This is a genomic window from Janthinobacterium sp. ROICE36 (genome assembly GCF_002869965.1).
In the GTDB taxonomy this organism is placed as follows: Bacteria; Pseudomonadota; Gammaproteobacteria; order Burkholderiales; family Burkholderiaceae_D; genus Janthinobacterium.
Genome location: NZ_PEBS01000021.1, coordinates 22,901 through 45,054, shown reverse-complemented (window position 1 = coordinate 45,054; position 22,154 = coordinate 22,901). Strand labels below are relative to the sequence as shown.

The 22,154-nt window shown below is 64.3% G+C and carries 16 protein-coding genes and 1 pseudogene; 12 read left to right on the top strand and 5 right to left on the bottom strand.

The window, feature by feature from the left end:
- Nucleotides 1-64 precede the first annotated feature (64 nt).
- Nucleotides 65-529, bottom strand: a complete 465-nt coding sequence (locus CSZ94_RS11135) for a CYTH domain-containing protein (protein WP_102121592.1) — start codon at nt 527-529, stop codon at nt 65-67.
- A 12-nt stretch (nt 530-541) separates the two neighbouring features.
- Complete coding sequence (locus CSZ94_RS11130; protein ID WP_102121562.1) at nt 542-1,663, bottom strand: M14 family metallopeptidase; 1,122 nt, start codon at nt 1,661-1,663, stop codon at nt 542-544.
- A gap of 300 nt (nt 1,664-1,963) precedes the next feature.
- On the opposite strand from CSZ94_RS11130, the gene CSZ94_RS11125 reads away from it, so the two are divergent.
- Entirely contained in the window at nt 1,964-2,626 is a 663-nt protein-coding gene (locus CSZ94_RS11125) for a TetR/AcrR family transcriptional regulator (protein WP_102121561.1), read from the top strand.
- 85 nt (nt 2,627-2,711) lie between these two features.
- Here CSZ94_RS11125 and CSZ94_RS11120 read toward each other — a convergent pair whose 3' ends face one another.
- Nucleotides 2,712-4,208: a succinate CoA transferase gene (locus CSZ94_RS11120; RefSeq protein WP_102121560.1), complete on the bottom strand. Its 1,497-nt coding sequence runs from the start codon at nt 4,206-4,208 to the stop codon at nt 2,712-2,714.
- A gap of 159 nt (nt 4,209-4,367) precedes the next feature.
- On the opposite strand from CSZ94_RS11120, the gene CSZ94_RS11115 reads away from it, so the two are divergent.
- Nucleotides 4,368-5,261, top strand: a complete 894-nt coding sequence (locus CSZ94_RS11115; protein WP_102121559.1) for a LysR substrate-binding domain-containing protein — start codon at nt 4,368-4,370, stop codon at nt 5,259-5,261.
- 52 nt (nt 5,262-5,313) lie between these two features.
- Here CSZ94_RS11115 and fucP read toward each other — a convergent pair whose 3' ends face one another.
- Entirely contained in the window at nt 5,314-6,618 is a 1,305-nt protein-coding gene (gene fucP, locus CSZ94_RS11110) for an L-fucose:H+ symporter permease (protein WP_102121591.1), read from the bottom strand.
- A gap of 447 nt (nt 6,619-7,065) precedes the next feature.
- On the opposite strand from fucP, the gene CSZ94_RS11105 reads away from it, so the two are divergent.
- The 10 genes and pseudogenes from CSZ94_RS11105 to CSZ94_RS11055 all read left to right on the top strand — a co-directional run bounded on the left by CSZ94_RS11105 (nt 7,066) and on the right by CSZ94_RS11055 (nt 16,212).
- Complete coding sequence (locus CSZ94_RS11105) at nt 7,066-7,299, top strand: DUF3563 family protein (protein ID WP_102121558.1); 234 nt, start codon at nt 7,066-7,068, stop codon at nt 7,297-7,299.
- Nucleotides 7,300-7,392: 93 nt separating this feature from the next.
- Nucleotides 7,393-7,794, top strand: a pseudogene (locus CSZ94_RS11100) (NADPH-dependent FMN reductase); the annotation flags it as partial.
- Between the two features lie 831 nt (nt 7,795-8,625).
- Nucleotides 8,626-8,997, top strand: a complete 372-nt coding sequence (locus CSZ94_RS11090) for a hypothetical protein (protein WP_102121556.1) — start codon at nt 8,626-8,628, stop codon at nt 8,995-8,997.
- A 227-nt stretch (nt 8,998-9,224) separates the two neighbouring features.
- Nucleotides 9,225-10,016, top strand: a complete 792-nt coding sequence (locus CSZ94_RS11085; RefSeq protein WP_180977434.1) for a TorF family putative porin — start codon at nt 9,225-9,227, stop codon at nt 10,014-10,016.
- A gap of 56 nt (nt 10,017-10,072) precedes the next feature.
- Nucleotides 10,073-12,151, top strand: a complete 2,079-nt coding sequence (locus tag CSZ94_RS11080; RefSeq protein ID WP_102121554.1) for a methyl-accepting chemotaxis protein — start codon at nt 10,073-10,075, stop codon at nt 12,149-12,151.
- Between the two features lie 148 nt (nt 12,152-12,299).
- Nucleotides 12,300-12,917, top strand: coding sequence for a hypothetical protein (locus CSZ94_RS11075; RefSeq protein WP_102121553.1), 618 nt, complete (start codon nt 12,300-12,302; stop codon nt 12,915-12,917).
- 140 nt (nt 12,918-13,057) lie between these two features.
- Nucleotides 13,058-14,086: an acyl-CoA dehydrogenase gene (locus CSZ94_RS11070; protein ID WP_258000925.1), complete on the top strand. Its 1,029-nt coding sequence runs from the start codon at nt 13,058-13,060 to the stop codon at nt 14,084-14,086.
- A 1-nt stretch (nt 14,087) separates the two neighbouring features.
- Nucleotides 14,088-14,858 carry a PIG-L deacetylase family protein gene (locus CSZ94_RS11065; RefSeq protein WP_102121552.1) on the top strand — a complete coding sequence of 257 codons (771 nt, stop codon included), beginning with the start codon at nt 14,088-14,090 and terminating at the stop codon, nt 14,856-14,858.
- Entirely contained in the window at nt 14,855-15,499 is a 645-nt protein-coding gene (locus CSZ94_RS11060) for a class I SAM-dependent DNA methyltransferase (RefSeq protein ID WP_102121551.1), read from the top strand. Before CSZ94_RS11065 ends, CSZ94_RS11060 begins: the two co-directional genes overlap by 4 nt.
- Nucleotides 15,496-16,212 carry a glycosyltransferase gene (locus tag CSZ94_RS11055; RefSeq protein WP_102121550.1) on the top strand — a complete coding sequence of 239 codons (717 nt, stop codon included), beginning with the start codon at nt 15,496-15,498 and terminating at the stop codon, nt 16,210-16,212. The genes CSZ94_RS11060 and CSZ94_RS11055 overlap by 4 nt, the downstream gene beginning before the upstream one ends.
- Nucleotides 16,213-16,281: 69 nt before the next feature.
- Here the strand turns inward: CSZ94_RS11055 and CSZ94_RS11050 are convergent, their stop codons facing one another.
- Entirely contained in the window at nt 16,282-21,939 is a 5,658-nt protein-coding gene (locus CSZ94_RS11050) for a putative Ig domain-containing protein (RefSeq protein ID WP_180977433.1), read from the bottom strand.
- Between the last annotated feature and the right edge of the window lie 215 nt (nt 21,940-22,154).

The following is a 22,154-nucleotide window of genomic DNA, read 5'->3' as shown; positions in this document are numbered from 1 at the left end:
AGACGTAAAAAAGGCGGAACCTAGGTTCCGCCTTTTTGCATTTCAAGCCGCGTTTATCGCCCCATCACCACTGTGAAAACGGCTGGCGGATCAAGTTCGCGTTGTAGTAGCGCGCATCGCCCGACACTTCCGCGCCGACCCAGTCGGGTTTCTCGAAGGGCTGGTCTTCCGAGGCCAGTTCGATCTCGGCCACGATCAAGCCCGCATTCGCGCCCAGGAACTCGTCGACTTCCCACACCATGCCCGCGTGCTCGATGCGGTGGCGGACTTTTTCGATCAGCGGCTGTTCGCACAGGCCGTCGAGCAGTTCGACGGCGTCCGCCAGCGGAATCGGATACTCCCACTCGCCGCGCGTCGCGCCCACGTTCGCGCCCTTGATGGTCAGCATCGCCTGCTCACCCTCGATGCGCACGCGCACCACGCGCTCGCGCGCGGACGATAAATAGCCCTGGCGCAGCAACACTGCCTGCCCCAGGCCGCGCCAGGCATCGCCTTGCAACAGGAATTTACGCTCGATCTCGACGCCCATGATCAACGCCGTTCAATCCAGCGACAGCAGGATAGGCTGCAGCATGGCCGCGCCCAGTGCCGCGCTGCGCGCGCCGTTCCAGCCCACGGCCGGATCGGGCAAGTCGGCGTTTTCCTTGAACGGCATTTCCAGGGTCAGCGCCAGGCAGCCGAAGTGGTGGCCGATGTATTTCGACGCCAGGGTCAGCATGTCCGACTTGTACTTGCTGGCCGCGTAGCCGAACTTGTCCTGGAAGTCAGGGCTGGCCTGCTTGTAGCGCTCGATGAAGGCCTTCTGGTGCGCCGCTTGCGCCGGCGTGAAGTTTTCCAGCATTTCATTGCCGGCCACAAAGTTGTACGGCAGCGCTTCATCGCCGTGGATGTCGAAGAACATGTCGACGCCCGTTTCGTGGATCTTGTTTTTCACGCACAGCACTTCCGGGCTGGACGCCAGCGATGGCGTCATCCATTCGCGGTTCAGGTTGGCGCCGGCCGCATTCGTGCGCAGGTTGCCGCGGATGGAACCATCCGGATTCATGTTTGGCACGATGTGGAACACGGCGCGCTGCAGCAGCTTGCGCGCGATCGGGTTGGCATCATCCAGCAGGGAATCGATCAGGCCTTCGACAAACCATTCGGCCATCGATTCGCCTGGATGCTGGCGCGCGATGACCCAGATTTTCTTTTCCGCCTGCGGGTTGCCGATGGTAACCATGTTCATGTCGCGGCCGTCGACCGTGCTGCCCAGGTCAGAGACGCGCGCCAGCGGATGCTCGGCTACTTCGCCCAGCAGGCGCAAATGGCGTTCCCACGAATACGGCTCGAAATAGGCGTAGTACACGCTGTCGAGTTCCGGCGTATGCGTAATTGTCATGACCTGGCCATCGAACGCAGTCGGCACGCGGAACCAGTTTTCGCTGTCGTAACTGGCCACGGCCTGGTAGCCTTCATAGCCGGCCGGATAGGTGGCCTGGCCCGCGTTCAGGATGCGCAGCGTGCACGCCTGGTCACGCGCGCCCTGCAGGCGGAAATGGAACCACTGGTGGATATCGGCGTGGCTATCCTTGCGCAAGTTCAGGTCGATGGCGTTGGCGCTGGTAGCGCTCACCACCTCGATGGCGCCCGAGTCGAAGTTTTGGCTGATTTTAATGGTCATATAATGATACCGTCCAATGTAAGAGTTCCGGCGCTGCCTCGTGGGCTAGCGCCGTCGCGCTAAAAACGCAGTGTAAGCTATCCCGGTATTTTCCGCCCTTTGGCCCCGTTCGCAAAGCCTGGGCGGGTGATTTATGCACCAATCCGGGGCATCGATGGAAAAGTGCCGGGTAAAAGGGCGAAAAATCGGTGCGTTGTCGCATCGGCCGGACAAAAAACCGAATTGTAACAATGCCAGACACATTGGCAGCCCATCGCCCCCCTATAATTCTTGCTTTCATCGTGTCGCCAGGAAAGAGTCGTGGACAAGAAGTTGACCAATATTCAGGAAAGAAAGTTGCGCGAGGCCCAGGCGCGGCGCGAGCACATCATCGACGTCGTCAAAGATCTCATCAAGAAGGGCGGCGCGCGCGCCGTCTCCATCCGCAAGGTGGCCGAGGCGGCCGGTTTTTCCACCACGGTCGTGTACGCGCTGTTCCGCGACAAGGCTACCTTGATTGCCCAGGCCATGGACAAGGACTTGCTGGAACTGGTGCGCGCCATGCGCACGGCCTGCGCCACCAGCATTGACCCATGGGATCGCATCCGCCTGGTCGGCCGCGCCTACATCGAGTACGGTTTCCAGCATCCGGACGAGTATTCGCTGATCTTCATGGAATTGCGCCCGCATGCGGAAATCGACGCCGTCGAAGTCGAACACGGCAATATCGAGCAAGACCCGTACGCCTATGCGCTGCACCTGTTCGGCGAACTGGCGCAGGCGGGCAAGGTGCGCCAAGACGAGCCGGCGCTGCATACGATGACGCAAATCTTCTGGCAATCGCTGCACGGCCTCGTTTCCCTGCGCATCGTCATGGATGCGGGCGACCCATGGACGCCGCACCCGGAAGTGAATGCGCATATCGACGACTTGCTGGCTGTCGTCACGGCAGGCATCCGCCTGCGCTTTGCACCTGCGGCCTAAGCTTTGATCTGGCGCAACATGCGCCAGGCGAAAAGGCGCACGCGCGGTGATGCGCCGCCCTGCCCTGTCTTGATGCCAACGAAGCTTACTGCGCTGCCAGCATGCTCTGCGTTTCCTGGTAGCGCGTATGCCACGACAGCGCCTGCTCCAGGATGTGCGGCGTGTGACCGCCACGCTGGCATGCCGCGTCAAAATACGCGCGCAATTGATCGCGGTAATCGGGATGCGTGCAGCGCTCGATGATCAACGGCGCCCGTTCGCGCGGCGCCAGGCCACGCAAGTCCGCATAGCCCCACTCCGTCACCAGCACGTCGACGTCATGCTCCGTATGGTCCACATGCGAGACCATCGGCACGACGCTGGAAATACGCGCGCCCTTGGCCGCCGATTTCGACACGAACATCGACACTTGCCCGTTGCGTGCAAAGTCGCCCGAGCCGCCGATGCCGTTCATCATGTGCGTGCCGCACACGTGCGTGGAATTGACGTTGCCGTAGATGTCAAACTCGAGCGCCGTGTTGAGGGCGATGATGCCCAGGCGGCGCACGATTTCCGGATGGTTGCTGATCTCTTGCGGGCGCAGCACGATTTTTGAGCGGTAATGGTCGATATTGTCCATCAGCTTTTGATGCACGGCGGCCGACAGGGTGATCGACGAGGCAGAGGCAAACGCCAGCTGGCCCGAATCGAGCAGCGCGATGGCGCTATCCTGCAACACTTCCGAATACATCGTCATGTTCTGGAAGGGCGAACCGATCAAGCCATGCAGCACGGCGTTGGCGATGGTGCCGATGCCCGCCTGCAGGGGCAGCAATTCCGGGCCCATGCGCCCGGCTGCCACTTCGCCTTCGAGGAAGGCGATCACGTGGCTGGCAATCGCCTGCGTTTCCGCGTCGGGCGGCAAGGCGTTCGACGGGCTGTCCGGACTGTCCGTGATGACGATGGCGGCGATGCGCGCCGGGTCGATGGCAATGGCCGTGCTGCCGAGGCGCTGGTCGACGCGCGTGAGGGGTATCGGCTCGCGGCCCGGCAGGGCTTGCGGAACATAAATTTCGTGCAAGCCTTCCAGCGCCAGCGGCGTGGACAGATTGATTTCGATGATGACCTGCGTTGCCTGCTGGGCGAAGGCGGCGGAATTGCCCACCGACATGGTCGGAATGATGGCGCCAGCGGCCGTGATGGCCGTCGCTTCGATGACGGCGATATCGACGGCAGCCAGGTTACCCGAACGCAACTGCTCGGCCGTTTCCGACAGATGCTGGTCGATGAACATGACTTCGCCCTTGTTGATCTTGCCGCGCAAGACCGGGTCGACCTGGAACGGCATGCGGCGCGCCAGCACGCCCGCCTCGGCCATCAGGCCATCGCTGCCATTGCCCAGCGAAGCACCGGTGATCAGGGTCAGGCTCAAGGGCTCTTGCAGGGCGCGCTCGGCCAGCGCGCGCGGCAGGGCCTTGGCGTCGCCGGCACGGGTAAAGCCGCTCATGCCAACACGCATGCCGTTGTGGAACAATTTGGCTGCCTCATCGGCGCTCATGATTTTGCTGAGCAAGCCTGGGTGGCGGATACGGTCCTCGTACATCGTGATGCTCCTGATATTCTTAGTATTCTCAAACTGGATGGCTGTCATACGCCAGCCCCATAAGTCGATTCAGTATAAAATCCCGACTACATGCATGGCATGAATTAATTTCTTCACATCCAGTCGATATTTTCATACCGCGCCGAGGCGAGCCCCATCTTGGATATCCGTTCCCTGCGCTATTTTGTCGAAACCGTGCGCCTGTCGAGCTTTACGCAGGCGGCCGAATCGCTGCACCTGACCCAGTCGACCATCAGCAAGATGGTGCGCCAGCTGGAAGAGGAAGTGGGCGCCCAGCTGCTGGTGCGCGACGGGCGCAAGCTGACCCTGACGGACACGGGCCGCATCGTCTACCAGCACGGGCAGGAAATGCTGGCGAACATGCGCCAGCTGACCCTGGAAGTGCGCGACACCCAGGCCTTGCAGCGCGGCAGCCTGACGGTCGGCATCCCGCCCATGATCAATGTGTTGTTTACACCCGTATTGAAGGCGTTCCGCGCGCGCCACCCACATATCAGCCTGACCCTGCAGGAAGACACGGGCCAGCAGATAGAACGCAAGGTGGCGGCCGGCGAACTGGAAATCGGCATGACGGTGCTGCCGGCAGACCCGCAACTGGACCTCGTGGCCGTGGAAGTGGCCAGCTACCCGATCTGGGCCCTGGCCGAACCGGGCACGTTCCAAAAAAAACGCACGGCACTGCCCTTCAAGGCGCTGGCCGAGCTGCCGCTGGTGCTGTTAAAAGATGATTTCGCCCTCACGCGCAGCCTGCGCCAGCATTTCGCGCAAGCGGGCTTCACGCCGACCATTGCGGCCCAGAGCGGCCAGTGGGACTGGCTGGTGGCGATGGCCTCGGCCGGCTTGGGCGTGGCCCTGCTGCCCGAGCCGTTCATCCACCGCCTTGCCGGCGAACCGCTGGAGGCGGTGCGCCTCGTCGAACCGGAGGTGGCATGGCAGGTGGCGCACGTCTGGAGCGGGCGCTATCTGTCGCACGCGGCGCGCGCCTGGCTCGAGGTCTGCCAGGACGTACTGGGCACGCAATTCGCGCACTGATGAAAAAAAAGGTGGCCGAGGCCACCCTTTTGATTGATCACGACAGCGCGGCTTATTTTGCGCCTTCGCTGTACATGCTGGCGTATTTCCAGCCGAAGTACAAAATGAAGGTGTAGCACAGGGCCGGCACGAGGAAGGACAGCTGCAGGTTGATGTGGTCGGCCAGGAAGCCCTGAATGAACGGCACGATGGCGCCGCCGACGATGGCCATGCACAGGATGCCCGAACCCTGCCCCGTTTGCGCACCCAGCTTGTTCAGGGCCATGCTGAAGATGGTCGGGAACATGATGGAATTGAACAGACCGACGGCGATCAATGCCCACATGGCCGTGTGACCGCTGGAGAACACGGCGACGAGGATCAGCGCGATGACGATGGCGGCGTTGAAGGCCAGCGTCTTGCCAGGGCTGACATAGCGCATCACGGCAAAGCCGACGAAGCGACCCAGCATGGCGCCACCCCAGTAATAGCTGACGAAATAGGCGGCGTCGGCGTGGCTGAGGCCAGCGATATGGCTCTCGCCCAGGAAGTTGATCAGGAAGCTGCCGATGCTGACTTCACCGCCCACATACAGGAAGATGGCCAGCGCGCCCAGCACCAGGTGGCGGTGCGACCAGATCGAGACCTTGTGGCCATCCTGCGCCAGGGCAGCGGCATCGTCCGCATGCGAAATCTTCGGCAATTTTGCCAGTGCGAACAGCACGGCCAGGATCACCAAGGTGGCGGCCAGCACCAGGTAAGGACCTTGCACGGAGGCCGCTTCCTTGGCGCGGTAGGCCAGTTGCTCGGCGGCCGGCAGCAGGTCGAACTGCTGCACCGTCAACACGGTGCCCGACAAAATCAGCATGCCGCCCAGCGCCGGCGCCACCGTGGTACCCAGCGCGTTGAACGCTTGCGTCAGGGTCAAACGGCTAGACGCCTTCTGCGGGTCGCCCAGTTCCGTCACGTAGGGATTGGCTGCCACTTGCAGCACGGTGATGCCGGCCGCCAGGATGAAGAAGGACAGCAGGAACAGCGCATAGCTGCCGGTGGACGCGGGGTAAAACATGGCGCAGCCGGCAGCGGCGATCAGCAAGCCCGCGACGACGCCGCGCTGGTAGCCGATCTTCTTGATCAGCATGCCGGCCGGCAGCGAAACGATGGCGTAGGCGCCAAAGAAGCAGAACTGCACCAGCATCGCCTGGACATAACTCAAGGTGTAGATCGAGCGCAGATGGGGAATCAGCACATCATTGAGCGAGGTCAGCAGTCCCCACATGAAAAACAGCACCGTGACAATGATCAGGGCGCCTGTATTGTTTTGCGTGCCGGCCTGTGCGGAGGACTGTACGCCCTGGCCTTGCTTTACGTATTCCATACCTTCTCCATTTTTCAATTCCAAGTTGATCTTGCCAGGCATGGAAGCGTTTCCACCCGGGCAGCACCAGGGCGCGCAAGCGCCACGCAATAGCCACGCAGATATCAGCGTGGGCCATGACTGCCATCAGCGATACAGGGGCGGACATGACGACTCTTGCGCGCGGCAGGCGCACGGCCGACTGTTTCTCCTCAGAACGATGTCTTGTGGGCGCGGCACGCCTGCGGGCTGCGTCTGAAAACAACATCCAGGACAAAACAGTCTTGTAGTAAAACTACGATACTGCGCCGGCATTATGCCTTAAAGCCCCGTATTGCGCAGCTTTCCCGCCTGTTATTCGAAAAATGAATAGCTGACATTTGAAATAAAAAGTAGCCTTATAACTTAGAATCGCTATACTTATATTGCAGTGCAGCACAACGCGGCACGCCACACTAGGAGTCTGCCATGTCTACCGCATTTACTTATCACACCACGCAAAACAGCAATATCGTCGCCACCCTGGTCAACGCCGCCAAACGTCTGGGCGCCTGGCTGAACCACAGCAGCGACCGCCGCGAACGCGCTTACGAAGAAGCCTACCTGGCCGAATCGACCGACCGTTATGATCTGGAATACCGCATGCGCGAACTGGCCCGTGCCAACCCGCAGCCTAGCTGGATGAGCGGCCTGAGCCGTTAAGAGTGCCGCAGTACCCAGCCACGCATCGCAGCCCATCATAGGCTGTTGCAATATCGATAGCGCCATCCTGCTCGCCTTGCGCTTGAGCACAGGATGGGCTATACAGACGGGATGCAGACACCCATCACCATCCTCGCCATCGCCGGCAGCCTGCGCGCCGCCTCGCTGAACACCGCCCTGCTGCACGCCATCGCCCGGCTTGCCCCAGCGGCATATGCAATCCGCATCTATCAGGGACTGGGCGAATTACCCCTGTTCAATCCCGACCTCAACGCCGACAACTTGCCGGCTGTGACGGGCCTGCGCGACGCCATCCTGGCGGCCGACGTGCTGATGCTGGCCAGCCCCGAGTACGCGCACGGCGTGAGCGGACCCATGAAAAATGCGCTGGACTGGATGGTGGGAAATGAATCGTTCATCGACAAGCCGCTGGTGCTGCTGAACGCCTCGCCGCGCGCCACGCACGCGCAGGCGGCCTTGCGCGAAACGGTGCGCACCATGTCGGCGCGCCTGATCGACGAGGCCTGCATCAGCCTGCCTTTACTGGGATCGGGTCTCGATGCCGACGGCATCGCCGCAGACCCGGCATTGCGCCGCGGGCCATCCTGGATATGCTGCGGTGCATCAGGTCATTTTAATGACCCTCTGCATGTTTTATCATCAGTTCATCTAGTTTTACTACGTAATTCTACGGGCCGCTCAGTGCGGGATCATACCGGTGAATACGTAGGCCTGCAGCAGGGTGATGATGCCGATGCTGACGGCAAACAGCAGGCTGTGCTTCAAGGTAAAGCGGAACAGGTCCGACTCCTAGCCCAACGAGATCATCTTCGCCGTCACGTGGCCCTTGATGCGCAGCGCCAACCGATTCGGCTCGATGCGCCCTGCAACAGATTCACTGGCAGGACCCATTATCGGCAGCATGCTAGTGCAACGCGTCGTGCCTTATCGCAGGGGCGGGCAAGAATGGGGGCGCGATTCGCTACGCAGCGGCGAGCACCTGTACGAGACGCCGTTGAGCACGGAACAGCAATTGCAGGAACGCGAGGATGGCTCGCTGCACCTGAGCGCCACCGTACCCAACACGCGCGAACTGCAATGGTGCTTGCTCGGTCTGCACGGTGGCGTGGAAGTGCTGGCGCCCGCCGCGCTGCGCTGCGCGAACAGATGAAAAGCAGCATCGCCAGCATGGCCAACGGCTACGCCAGCTGACGACGGGCCACGGCCGCAGCAAAAACTGCTACCATCGCGCGCCGCCACTCCTTTCGCCCGCACATGACCGTCCTCAGCCACACTCATCCGTTGGTACTCCAGCTAGAAAACGACTTGCTGCCCCTGTTCCGCGCCGCCCTGCCGCCACTCGCGACCGCTGCGCCACAGGTGCTCGCCTCCGTGTTCGCCTTTTCCAGCGGTACGGCCAGCGCTTTCGAGGATTATCATTTCGGCATTTCCTGCCTGCTCGGGGAAGTGTCCGAGGATGCCCCCGAAGAGGTCGCCCTGCTGGTCAGCGTTACGGGACTCGGCGCCGGCGCCCGGCTGAACGCCAAGGTCGTCTGGGGCCAGCCATCGGGCCTGGTGGAAATGCAGACCGAGCTGCAGGATGGCGAGCTGCCTGCCTTGCATGCGGCCCTGCCCCGCTTGCTGGCCTGCTTGCAACAGGCAGCCTGCCGTGGCAGGCCGGGTGTGACAGGCACATGAAAAAGTGCCAGGAAACAACAACTTACGATTTCCGTAGCGCAACTTTATTGACTTCCACTAGCCCTAGCCCCTATCCTTTCAGTTACGTTTGGTGAGAATGTAGGCATGTTCCTGCGAACATGCACGCGGCGTCGCCTTGCTTGCGCAAAATCCATTCCGCATTTTATTGCAACCATCAGGGCAACGTGCCTGGACGGCCGCTGCCAGCAAATACGGAGCCGACTGCCATGCCATCGAACCGCCATTTCCCCGGAACATCCTTGCTGGGCTGTGTCTTCCTGCTCGCCACCCTGCCCGTGCAGGCGCAGACCACGGACAGCACCACCGCCACCTTCAGCGCCAATGCCAGCCTCGCCTCGCAATACATTTCGCGCGGCTTTCGCCAGACCTGGGGCAAACCCGCGCTGCAAGCGGGTGCCGACTACGCGCACCCCAGCGGCTGGTCGCTGGGGACATGGGCTTCCACCGTCAGCGACCGCTATATCCAGGATGCAAGCTTCGAATGGGACCTGTATGGCGGCTACGGCGGCACGGTGGGCGAACTCGGCTATAGCGTGCTGGCGTATTACTACAAGTATCCGGGTGCCATCTACCGCGCCACGGGCGTCAAGTACGACTATGGCGAACTGTCGCTGGGCCTGAGCTACAAGATGCTGTACGCCAAGTACAACCATACCGTCACACGGGACTTTTTCGGCATCAGCAATGCGCGCGGCACGGGCTACCTGGACGTGGGCGCGAATGTCGACCTGGGCAATGCCTGGACCTTGAACCTGCACGCCGGCAATGGCCGGGTGGCGGGCAGCGGCAATGCCATCTGGAACTGGCGCGACGCCAAGGTCGGCGTCACCAGGGCCTTCGACGGCGGCTGGAGCGCCAGCGCCGCCATCACGCGCGCCTGGGGCGCCAGCGACGCCTACGACCATTACACGCTGGGCATACCGAATGCGGCCGGCCAGTTCGACACCTCGAATCCCGCCGCAGCCACGCTGGTCGTGGCCATCAGCAAGGCATTCTAGGTGCGCCACGCGCGCCGCCCATGACACCGATATCCTCTCTATCAAGGAACCGCATCATGCAACTCTCACTCAACAGCAAAATCTGCGTCGCCGCCACCGCGCTCGCCGTCATCAGTCTGGGCGTCACGGCGGCGGTGATCGGCTACAAAAGCAGCGCCAGCGCCGAGGCGGCCGCTTTGGCACTGGCGCGCACGTCGGCGCGCGAAGTGGCGGGCGCATTGCAGGCACGCATCGCCAGCAACCTGTCCAGCGTCAGCAGCCTGGCCGGCGCCATGCGCGGCACCAAAAGCGCCAGCCTGCCCCTGCAGCGCGAGCAGATCAATGAACTGACCAAGGCCACCCTGACCAGTTCGGACGACTTGCTGGGCGCGGCCGTGACGTGGGAGCCGAACGCGCTTGACGGCAAGGATGCGGAATTTGCCAACCAGAAGCCGAACTACGACGCCAGCGGCCGCTTCATGCCCTACTGGACGCGGGGCGCCGGCGGCAAGCTGCAAGTCGAACCCATCGTCTTCGACCCGAAACCGGGTGCCAACGACTGGTATGACGTGCCCAAGCGCACGGGAAAAACCTTCTTTACGGAACCGTATATCTACCCCGTCGATGGCAAGGATGTGCTGATGGCTTCGCTGGTCGCGCCCATCATGATCGACGGCAGCTTCAAGGGCGTGGCCAGCGCCGACTTCATGCTCACGCGCCTGGCGAAAATCCTGGCCGACCTGAAAGTGATCGAGGGAGGCAAGCTGGCCCTGATCTCGAACGGCGGCCTGTACGCGAGTCACCCCGTGCCCGAACGGCTGGGCAAGAAGGCCGACGACGTGCCGGCCGCCGGCCTGGAAAAAGTACGCCAGGGCCAGCCGTATGAATACGAGGACGACAAGGGCTACATCCACTTGCTGCAGCCGCTGCATATCCACCCCGATATCGCGCCGTGGAGCGTGGAACTGAACTTCCCGAAAAGCGTGGCCATCGCCTCGGCGCGCGAGCTGATGATCTACACCCTGATCGTTGCCCTGCTGTGTGCGGCAGCCACGGCAGGCATCTTGATCCTCGTCGTCAACCAGCTGACGCGCCCCTTGCGCACCCTGGGCCGCACCATGACGGACCTGTCCAGCGGCGACGCCGACCTGCGCGTCAAGCTGGAAGTCAAGGGCACCGACGAGCTGGCCGTGATCGGCAAGGGTTTCAACGACTTCGTGGAAAAGATCCATGCCGTGCTGCTGCAAGTGCAGGCCAGCGCCGACAACGTGGCCCGTGCCAGTGCGGAAATTGCACAAGGCAATAACGACCTGTCGGCCCGCACGGAACAGCAAGCCAGCTCGCTGGAAGAAACGGCCGCTTCGGTGGAGGAGCTGACGGGCACGGTCAAGGAAAACGCCGACCATGCGCGCCAGGCCAATCAATTGGCGGCCTCCGCGTCCAGCGTGGCACAAAAGAGCGGTGAAGTGGTTGGCAAGGTCATAGCAACCATGACCTCGATCAATGACTCGTCGAACAAGATCGTCGACATCATCAGCGTGATTGACGGTATCGCCTTCCAGACGAATATCCTGGCCCTGAACGCGGCCGTGGAAGCGGCGCGCGCGGGCGAACAGGGACGCGGCTTTGCCGTCGTCGCCACGGAAGTGCGCAACCTGGCGCAGCGCTCGGCCGCCGCGGCCAAGGAAATCAAGCTGCTGATCGACGATTCCGTCGGCAAGGTGGCCGCCGGCAGCAAACTCGTCGATGAAGCGGGCGCCACCATGGAGCAGGTGGTCGACAGCGTGCGCAAGGTCACCGCCATCATGGCCGACATCAGCGTTGCCACCACCGAGCAAAGCGACGGCATCGCCCAGGTCAACCAGGCGCTGGCGCAAATGGATGGCGTGACGCAGCAAAACGCGGCCCTGGTCGAGGAAGCGGCAGCCGCCGCCGAAAGCCTGCAAGACCAGGCCAGCCATCTGGCCCAGGTGGTCAGCGTCTTCAAGCTGGGCGAGCAGGTGCGCCAGACGGCACCGGCAGCAAACGTGGCTGCGCCGCGCGCCGCGCCGCCCAAAACACCCGTGCCAGCCAAGCGCCTGAGCGTCGCCAAGCCGCCATCGGCACAGCGCGCGCCCGCCAAGGCAGCGGCCGGCGATGACTGGGAAGAGTTTTAAGCGGCATGCACCAAAAACTACACGGCAGGCAAGATAAACAGAATTAAATGCTGCCGGGATAGATTCGGTGAGAATTTCCCCCTGTCGATACTCCTATAATCAGGCCGCGTTTACGGCACGCAACGCTGCCGGATAAAAAGGACTCTGAATGAAAAAATTATTGGCAGTCTTGGCAGGTTCGGCCACGGCACTCCTGACCGCCTGCGGTGGCGGTGGAGGTACGACACAGCAGCTTGCCGGCGATTCCGGCAGCACCTCGCCGCTGGCCGCGTATGTCGGCACCTGGCAGTCGGCTTGCGACCATCACGACCGCCAATTGCTCGTCATCGCGTTCAAGACCGACGGCAGCGGTTCGCTGGAACTGACGCCGACCGGCGAGACCTACTTCAAGTCCGATTGCTCTGGCCCCGTGGTCGCGACAGACGGCATGAGCGCGCAGATCACCGGCAAGCCGGACGGCACCGCCGACATGCAGATCAAGCTGGCGGAAAACGCTGCGGCAACGACCTTGCGCGTCGACAAGATCACCTCGTCGGTCCCAGCCTATAGGTTCCAGAGGACCGGTGCCAGCGTGAAATATGTACTGCTGGATGGCAAGAACAACTGGTGCGTCGACGTGGACAATGGCGATTCCTGCATGGAGGACAAAGGCATGCATCCCGCATTAAGCGTCCCCGGCGGCCTGTCCCTGCGCGGCAACGACCTGTATACGGTGATGCTGGACAAGGGTGCGTATGTGCTGGACATGCATTATGTGAAAAAATAAGCGCTTGATCTGCTGTGGGGCCGCGCGGAGCCGTCGCGCCCGCTGCCGCATAGACTCGAGGCCGTTAGCGAGTGTATGTGCAGAATCGAACATACATTGCGAAAATACAAAGCTATTCTGTTGAAAAACAGGAGCTTGCCATGTCGCCCAATGCCTTTTCCCTGCCGTCCAACGTGGCACTGGCTGCGCTGCTGCAGACACAGGACAGCGCTTTCCATCCGATCGAAGGCTTGCGGCGCCTGCGCGACGCGGGGCTGGATCAATTACCCCTGCCCGGCCACGGCGCCACCCTGCAGCGCTGGCAAATGCTGGCCGCCATCGCCGCCATCGACCTGTCCCTGCTCAAGCTGTATGAGGGTCATACCGATGCGCTGGCCATCCTGGCGGAAATCGACGGTCCCGGCGTGCCGGCCGGCAGCAGCTGGGGCGTATGGTGCGCGGAAATGCCGGGCGCACGCGTGCAGTTGCAACAGGCGGCCGATGGCCGCTATGTGCTCGATGGCCGCAAGGCCTGGTGCTCCGGGGCGAATGGACTCAGCCATGCCTTGATCAGCTGCTGGAACGAGGACGGCCGGGCATGCCTGGCCTCCGTGGCCCTGTCGCAGCCGGGCGTACACGTCACGGATGAAGGCTGGCAAGCCGTCGGCATGCTTGCCTGCGCCAGCGTCGACGTGACCTTTGCCGGCGCGCGGGCCTTTCCCGTGGGCGCGCCGGGCGCGTATCTGCAGCGCCCCGGCTTCTGGCATGGCGGCGCCGGCATCGCGGCCGCCTGGTATGGCGCGGCCTGCGCCGTCGCCAGCCACCTGCATGCGCGCGCGCAGCATGCAGCCCCTGATGCCGTCCGCCTGGCGCAACTGGGGCAAATCGACTGCGCGCTGCGCGCCGCCGGCGCCCTGCTGCGCGAAGGCGCGGCCCACATCGACGCACAACCGCAGCGCGACGCCATGGGCCTGGCGCTGCGCCTGCGCCTGACGGTGGAAGATGCCGCCACTCTGGTCCTGCACCTGGCCACGCGTGCGCTGGGCGCCGCCCCCCTGTGCCGCGATGCCCGCTTCGCGCGCCTGGCGGCCGACCTGCCCGTATTCCTGCGCCAGAGCCATGCCGAACGCGATCAGGCCGTGTTGGGCGGCATCGTCGCCGGCGCCGAAGAACATCCGTGGGCGCTGTGACATGCTCGCCCATTCCGATACGCATGCGCGCCGCCTCGACGGCGGCGGCACGCCAGCCCAGGCCTGGCTATCCTGGCCGGGGCTGAACGACCTGCCCACCATCGGCGCGCACGCACTGGTGCCGCCAGGGACGCGCGCCGTCATCGTCGCGCCCCATCCCGACGATGAAATCCTCGCCTGCGGCGGCTTGCTGCAACTGCTGGCGGCGCAGGGCAGCCGATTGCTGTTCGTCGCCGTCACCGATGGCGATGCCAGCCACCCGGGCTCGCCCCTCTGGCCGCAGGAACGCCTGCGCCAGGTGCGCCCGCAAGAATCCGCGCAAGCGCTGGCCACGCTGGGATTGGCACCGCCCACGTGGCTGCGCCTGCACCTGCCCGATGGCGGCGTGGCCAGCATGACGCCGCAGCTGAGCACAACACTGGCCGCGCAACTGCGTCCCGGCGACATCGTCTTCACGACGTGGCGCCTGGACGGCCACCCGGACCATGAAGCGTGCGGCTGGGCCTGCGCCTCGGCATGTTCGGCCAGCGGCGCCACCCTGGTAGAAATGCCCGTCTGGGGCTGGCACTGGGCCGTACCCGGCGATATGCGCGTACCGTGGCACCGCGCACACCGCCTGCCATTGCCAGCCCCCGTCTTGCAGCGCAAGCGCGCGGCCCTGCGCTGCTTCGCCAGCCAGATGCAAGACGACCCGTCGACGGGCCGCCCCGCCATCGTCGCCGGCGACGCCTTGCAACGCCTGCTGCACGCCTGGGAGGTGTATTTTCTATGAACGCCTCTTCCACGCCGGACGACCAGCGCGGCAGCTATTTCGAGCAGCTGTATCGCCAGGATGCCGACCCCTGGCTGGTGCGCCAGCGCTGGTACGAGGTGCGCAAGCGCGCCCTGCTGCTGGCCAGCCTGCCGCAGCAGCACTACCGCCACGCATTTGAACCGGGCTGCGGCAATGGCGAGCTGACGGTCGAACTGGCGCAGCGCTGCGACCGGGTGCTGGCGGCCGATCTCTCGGCTGAAGCATTGCGGCTGGCGCACCAGCGTCTGCTGGACGCAGGGTGCGGCGCCAACGTCAGCCTGGCACAACACCGGCTGCCGCAGGACTGGCCGCGCATCCTGCCCGGCGCCGACAAGTTCGACCTGATCGTCCTCAGCGAGATCGCCTATTACCTGTCGGCGGAAGAGCTGGCGCGGGTGGTCGAACACAGCATCGCCAGCCTGGCGCCGGGCGGCAGCATCGTCCTGTGCCACTGGCGCGCGCCGTTTGCACAGCGCATCGTCTCGACCGTGCGCGTGCATGCGGCCTTCCAGGACGCGCCCGGCCTGCACCGCGTGCTGCGGCACGAAGAAACCGACTTCCTGCTGGGGATCTGGTCAAACGATGCGCGTTCGGTGGCGCAGCGCGAGGGCTACGCATGATCGGCGTGGTAGTGCCCGTACATAATGAGGAAGCGTGTCTGGGCGCCTGCCTGGAAGCGTTGCGCCTTGCCGCCACCTGTCCCTTGCTGCATGGCGAGGCGGTATGCATCATCATCGTGCTCGATGCCTGCAGCGACCAGTCGCAACGCATCGTGCTGGCGCATGCCATGCAGGCGGACCTGCGCTGGCGCCTGGACTGCATCGCCGTGAATGCGCAAAACGTGGGCGCCGCGCGCGCCGCCGGCGCGCAACTGCTGTTGCAACGGGGCGCCCGCTGGCTGGCCTTTACGGATGCGGACACGCGCGTTTCGCCCTCGTGGCTGAGCACCCAGCTGGGTTTGAACGCCGATGCCGTGTGCGGCACGGTCGCGGTGGACGACTGGTCGCCGCACGGGTCCAACGCTGCGGCCCTGCTCGCACACTTCACCCGTACCTATACGGATGCCGACGGCCACCGCCACATCCATGGCGCCAACTTCGGCGTGCGCGCCAGCGCCTACCTGCGCGCCGGCGGCTTTGCACCATTGGCCTGCAGCGAAGACGTGGCCCTGGTGGCCGCCTTGCAGGCGTGCGGCGCACACATCGCCTGGAGCGCTGCGCCGCGCGTCACCACCAGCGCCCGCCGCCATGCCAGGGCACGGGGCGGCTTTGGCGATACCTTGCTGCAGGTGGTGGTGGCGATGGAAGCGTCCCCACGCCTGACACTGACATAGCCAAAAAAAAAATCGCCGGCCCGGATTGATTCCGGGCCGGCGATCAGGTCTTGCCTGCTAGCTGGCCGATTACTTGAGCGGCATGGCGATACCAAACATCACCGACTGGGTACGCCCGCTATCGATGTTCAGATTGCTGTTGTAGTCCAGCGTGATGGTCATCCCATTCGACAGCAACAGCTTCACGCCCAGCCCCGCAGCCCAGTTGCCCGTCTGCTGCGGCACCGTGCGGATCACGTACACGGGGCCATCGGCCGCCAGGTCGGCATACGCCAGGCGCGCATCATCGGCGCCCTGGAACTGGTGGCGGTACTCAAGCCGCGCACGCGGGAACCACGTGCCCAGGCCCCCCACGTACAAGCCCTCGGCCCGCACGCCCAGCGCGCCGATGCGCGAACGCACGGTTTGCTTGAAGTAGCTCAAGGCATTCATGCCCGCCGCCTTCTCCGTGTACGGATCGAGCTGGGCCGACATCAGTTCCACGCGGCCATACGGCGACCACATCCAGGTCTCATGGCGCATCTCGATACCGCCTACAACAGCGCCGAACACTTGCTTGCCGTCGCGGTCACCGGTGGCGAAACCGCTGCCATCGGCGAGGTAGCGCGACTCGTCGTATTGCAAGGTGCCGTAGCCGAGCACGCCGTCGAGGAAGACGCCCTTGCTCGGACGCAGGCTGCCATACACGGCCGCCACGGCGCTGTCGGCCGTGCTGCGGCTGCCGTTCTGCCCCACGTCGCTGCGGTCATGGCTGAAACCGGCACCCACGCCCAGGGTCGCCAGGTCGCTGAGGCGATAATCGCCACCCACGCTCACGCCATTCGTGCGGAAACGGAAGCCCGTATCGCGGCCATTCACATAGTGCTGGCCGAAGTCGACCGCGCCACCGAGCCACAGCGACAAGGCCTGCTTCTGCGTGTCCGGCCTCTGCGGCATGTCCGGCAAGCCATTCGTGGCGCCGCTGACATCCACCTGTTGCCGGTCGCTACTGAAACCGGCATCGGTCTGGCGCAAGGCCGCCTTGCGCATGAACGGTTTCACGGCCGTGCCAAACACGCGGTCCGCTTCGTCCGCCTGCCAGCGCGCCAGCGCCGCCGTCGGATTGCCGCTGTCATTCGGCGGCGTCAGACTCAGGCCAAAGCTGGAACGTCCCCAGCCGTCGCCATGCAGGCTTTCCAGACGCTGCGTGAAGTTCGACAGCTGCGCGCTGGCGAAGCGCCGCGCCGCATCCGCTTGCGCCGCCTGCAGGCCGATCACTTCCGGATCGACCGACGGATCGCGGCGCGCCGTCACGGTGACGTTGACCACGCCCGGCTTCGACGTCGCATAAGCATTGCTCAGCGTGTAGCTGACCACCGCCGCGCCGGCAAACTTGCCCGAAGCCGCAAAGCTCAGTTGGTACGCTGGTTTGCCTGCCGTGCCCACGTCGCGCACCACCGCCTTGCCCGCCTCCGCCGGCGTGACGCTGAGCACATTGGCCGCCGTGAACGGGCCGCCCGTGGCGCCAGCCGTCAGGTCCACATTGACCGTCAGGCCGGCCACCACCGTGGCGCTCTGGCTGGCCACCTGTGGCATCGGATTGACGCTGATCGTCGCTATGACCGGCGCCGAGGTGCCGAACAGGTTCGACACGGTGTAGCCGATGCTGATGTCGCCGCTGGTGTTAATGCCTGGCGTGTAGACGATGTCCATGCCATTGACGACTGCCGTGCCGCTGGCTGGCTGCGTGGTAATCGCCACTGCCGTGAACGGCCCGCCCGTGGCGCCTTCCGTCACGTTCAGCGTCACCGGCGTGCCGGCCAATACCGTCGCCGTCTTGGCGACAGGCACGGGCACCGGCTGCGGCGCTACCACCAGGCTGACCGTGGCTGGCGCGGACGTGCCGCCAGGGCCCGTCGCCGTGTAGCTGAAGGCGTCCGGACCGAAGTAGTTCGCATTCGGCACATACGTCACCTTGAAAGCGCGGCCGCTGCCGCCCCCCGCCGCGCCGCTCGCCACCACCGTGACGCGCCCGTGCTGCGGCGGCGTGACGATGGTCACATCCGTGATCGGGCTGCCATCGGTGGAAGCGATGGTCAGGCTCACTTCCTGGTTGGCAGAAGTGGTCGCCGTTTCATTGGGCACCGGTGGCGGCGCCTGGTTCACCTGCAGGGTCAGTGCTTGCTGCACCGTGAACTGGTGCGCGTCCGCCGCGCGTAGCGTGAAAACGAAGCTGCCGAACGCGGTCGGTGTGCCACTCAGCACGCCGCTCGCCGCATCGAGCATCAGGCCTGCAGGCAAGGCCCCGCTGCTGACCGAATATGCATACGGCGCGACGCCGCCGGCAGCCGTGAACTGCTGGCTGTAGGCATCACCGGCGCGTATCGCCGCCAGGCTGGCTGGCGTCAGACTCATGGCCGGTGCCGCAATCGTCACGGTGTAGCTATTGCTCGCGCTGAACGGCGCGCCCACGCCCGTGCTGCTGTCGCTGGCGCGCAGGCTGAAGGTGAAGCTACCCGCCACATTCGTCGTGCCGGACAGCACGCCCGTGGCCGTGTTCAGGCTCAGGCCGGCAGGCAGGCTGCCGCTGGCCACGCTATAGGTGTAGGGCGCCGTGCCGCCTGCTGCCGTCAGGGTAGCAGTGTAGGCAGCTTCCGCCGTCGGGTTGGGCAAGCTGGCCGGCGTCAGGCTGAGCGTGGCAGATGCGACGACCAGGGTATAGCTTTGCGTGCCGGTAAACAAATGCGCATCGGCCGCTTGCACGGTCAGGGTGAAACTGCCGGCCGCCGTTGGCGTACCGCTCAGCAAACCACTGCTGCTCAGAGTGAGACCGGCCGGCAGGCTGCCACTCAACACCGTATAGGCATACGGAGCGACGCCGCCGCTGGCCGACAGTTGCTGGCTGTAAGCCGTGGCCACTATCGCCGCCGGCAGCGTTGCCGGCGTCACCGAGATCGTCGGCGCGCCGACGCTCACGGTATAGCTGTTGGTCGCGCTGAACGGAGCACCCGCGCCCGTGCTGCTGTCGCTGGCGCGCAGGCTGAAGGTGAAGCTGCCCGCCACATTCGTCGTACCCGAAACCACACCGGTGGCCGCATTCAGGCTCAAACCGGCAGGCAGGCTGCCGCTGCTGACGCTAAATGTGTAGGGCGCCGTGCCGCCTGCTGCCGTCAGGGTAGCAGTGTAGGCAGCTTCCGCCGTCGGGTTGGGCAAGCTGGCCGGCGTCAGGCTGACACTGGGAACGCTCACCGTTACTGTCACGGTAGCTTGCGCCGAAGTGCCGCCGCTATTGCTGGCCGTGTAGGTAAAGCTGTCTGGCCCGGAATACCCTGCCGTCGGCGTATAGCTGATACTCGTACCGCTGACCGTCGCCGTGCCATGACTGGCGGCGGATGCCAGGGCCACCGACGTTGCCGCGCCGCCGCTCAAACTCAGTGGTATCACGGTGGCACCGCTGCCATAGGCCACGGTGGCGCTGACATTGCCGGCAATGGGCGCGTTGGGCGTCACCGTGATCGTCACGGTAGCTTGCGCCGAAGTGCCGCCGCTATTGCTGGCCGTGTAGGTAAAGCTGTCTGGCCCGGAATACCCTGCCGTCGGCGTATAGCTGATACTCGTACCGCTGACCGTCGCCGTGCCATGACTGGCGGCGGATGCCAGGGCCACCGACGTTGCCGCGCCGCCGCTCAAACTCAGTGGTATCACGGTGGCACCGCTGCCATAGGCCACCGTGGCACTGACATTGCCGGCAATGGGCGCGTTGGGCGTCACCGTGATCGTCACGGTAGCTTGCGCCGAAGTGCCGCCGCTATTGCTGGCCGTGTAGGTAAAGCTGTCTGGCCCGGAATACCCTGCCGTCGGCGTATAGCTGATACTCGTACCGCTGACCGTCGCCGTGCCATGACTGGCGGCGGATGCCAGGGCCACCGACGTCGCCGCGCCGCCGCTCAAACTCAGTGGCATCACGGTGGCACCGCTGCCATAGGCCACCGTGGCACTGACATTGGCGGCAATGGGCGCAAGGTTCGCCACCGTGACGGAATACGCGCGCGACCCCATATAGGGTCCGCTGCCGGTGCTGCTGTCGGTCGCGGTGACGGTGAAGTTATACGGTCCCGCTGCCGTGGGGGTGCCGGACAAGGTGCCGTCCGATGCCAGGCTCAGACCCGTGGGCAGACTGCCGCCGGTGATGGCATAAGCATATGGCCCCGTGCCGTTTGCTGCAGTGATGCCCTGGCTGTAGGCGACGCCGGCTGTCATCGCCGGCATCGTCGTCGGCGTGATGCTGATCGTTGGCGCCGCCACCGTCAGCGAGTAGGCCCGCGTGCCGGAATACGGGCCGCTGCCCGCCGAACTGTCCGTGGCGCGCACGGTAAAGTTGAAGCTACCGCCCGCCGTCGGCGTGCCCGACAGCGCACCAGTGGAAGTATTCAGGCTCACCCCGGCCGGCAAGGCGCCAGCGCTGATCGCGTAGGTGTACGGCGTAGCACCGTTCGCGGCCGTCACGTTCTGGCTGTAGGCCGTACCCACGGCTGCTGCCGGCACGGTGCTTGGCGTAATTGTGATGGTGGGCCCACTGACCGTGATCGTCACAGTGGCCGGCGCAGAGGTGCCGATGCCGTTGCTGGCCGTGTAGCTAAAGCTGTCGCTACCGCCATAACCGGCCGTCGGCGTGTAAGTGATGCTGGTGCCGCTGGCGGTCGCCGTGCCGTGCAAGGCGCCGGACGCTACCGCCACCGACGTCGCCGCGCCGCCGCTCAGGTTCAACGTGATCAAGTTGGCGCTGCTGCCATAGGCCACCGTGGCGCTGACGTTGCCAGCAACGGGCGCACCCGCCGCCACGGTGACGGAATACGCGCGCGACCCCGTATAGGGTCCGCTGCCGGTGCTGCTGTCGGTGGCGGTGACGGTGAAGTTATACGGTCCCGCTGCCGTGGGGGTGCCGGACAAGGTGCCGTCCGATGCCAGGCTCAGACCCGTGGGCAGACTGCCGCCGGTGATGGCATAGGTAGTTGGCGCCGTGCCGTTTGCCGCAGTGACGCTCTGGCTGTAGGCGACGCCGGCCGTCATCGCCGGCATCGTCGTCGGCGTGATAGTGACCGTCGGCGCATTGACTGACAGTGAGTAAGCGCGCGTGCCACTGGCGGCCAGCGAGTCCGTGGCGCGCACGGTGAAATTGAACGCGCCTCCCGCCGTCGGCGTGCCAGACAAGCTCCCTGCGCTAGACAGGCTCATGCCTGCAGGCAGGCTGCCGGCCGTCACCGCGTATGTATATGGCGCCGCGCCACCCGTCGCGCTCAGGGCCGTTACCGAGTAAGCCTGGGCCACCGTGGCACTGGGCACGGTGGCAGGCGTCAGCGTGATGGCGGAAGTGATCGTGACGTTATACACGATGGGCTGCGCCACATCGTCCTTGACGGTAAAGGTATCGGAGGTCGCGCTGAGATTCGTGTTCTTGTAACGCACGGCATTCGTGACATTCGAATCCTCCAGCGTACCGTATTGCGGCGCCACCAGGGTACCCGTCAGGCCGAAGGGGGAGCAAGCCGAATTGGAGTAGTCCTCGTAATACTCTTGCCCTGCCACTACGCTGATGCTGCGCGGACTCGGGCAGGCACTGGCGGCAGAGGCTTGAAGGGAAAACAGGGAGAGCAAGGGAAACAGCAGGGCCGCCGCCAGCCGCATCAGCCAGGGCGAGCGCCACGACATGCCAGCCGGTGTCACCACCACCGCGCAGGCGACAGCCACATCAAGGCCACGGACAGGAGCAGAAAGCCATCCAAATTTCGTCAAATTTAGAAACATTTGTCTTCCCTCGATACATTTATCTTGGCGCTGGGCCCTGCACGGATAACGGTCATGGCAAACATGCACGCCGATGACAGCTAGCCATCCACAAGGCTGAAGATGGCTCCCCAGCATGATTGAACCTTGCTTTACGTCAATCTATGCTACTACGCATT

What these genes read in the sequence shown, in the direction of transcription:
- CSZ94_RS11085 (WP_180977434.1), top strand. Translation starts at nt 9,225, where the DNA reads ATGCCATCGAACCGCCATTTCCCCGGAACATCCTTGCTGGGCTGTGTC.
- CSZ94_RS11070 (WP_258000925.1), top strand. Translation starts at nt 13,058, where the DNA reads ATGTCGCCCAATGCCTTTTCCCTGCCGTCCAACGTGGCACTGGCTGCG.
- CSZ94_RS11075 (WP_102121553.1), top strand. Translation starts at nt 12,300, where the DNA reads ATGAAAAAATTATTGGCAGTCTTGGCAGGTTCGGCCACGGCACTCCTG.
- CSZ94_RS11060 (WP_102121551.1), top strand. Translation starts at nt 14,855, where the DNA reads ATGAACGCCTCTTCCACGCCGGACGACCAGCGCGGCAGCTATTTCGAG.
- fucP (WP_102121591.1), bottom strand. Translation starts at nt 6,618, where the DNA reads ATGGAATACGTAAAGCAAGGCCAGGGCGTACAGTCCTCCGCACAGGCC.
- CSZ94_RS11135 (WP_102121592.1), bottom strand. Translation starts at nt 529, where the DNA reads ATGGGCGTCGAGATCGAGCGTAAATTCCTGTTGCAAGGCGATGCCTGG.
- CSZ94_RS11065 (WP_102121552.1), top strand. Translation starts at nt 14,088, where the DNA reads ATGCTCGCCCATTCCGATACGCATGCGCGCCGCCTCGACGGCGGCGGC.
- CSZ94_RS11105 (WP_102121558.1), top strand. Translation starts at nt 7,066, where the DNA reads ATGTCTACCGCATTTACTTATCACACCACGCAAAACAGCAATATCGTC.
- CSZ94_RS11130 (WP_102121562.1), bottom strand. Translation starts at nt 1,663, where the DNA reads ATGACCATTAAAATCAGCCAAAACTTCGACTCGGGCGCCATCGAGGTG.
- CSZ94_RS11120 (WP_102121560.1), bottom strand. Translation starts at nt 4,208, where the DNA reads ATGTACGAGGACCGTATCCGCCACCCAGGCTTGCTCAGCAAAATCATG.
- CSZ94_RS11055 (WP_102121550.1), top strand. Translation starts at nt 15,496, where the DNA reads ATGATCGGCGTGGTAGTGCCCGTACATAATGAGGAAGCGTGTCTGGGC.
- CSZ94_RS11080 (WP_102121554.1), top strand. Translation starts at nt 10,073, where the DNA reads ATGCAACTCTCACTCAACAGCAAAATCTGCGTCGCCGCCACCGCGCTC.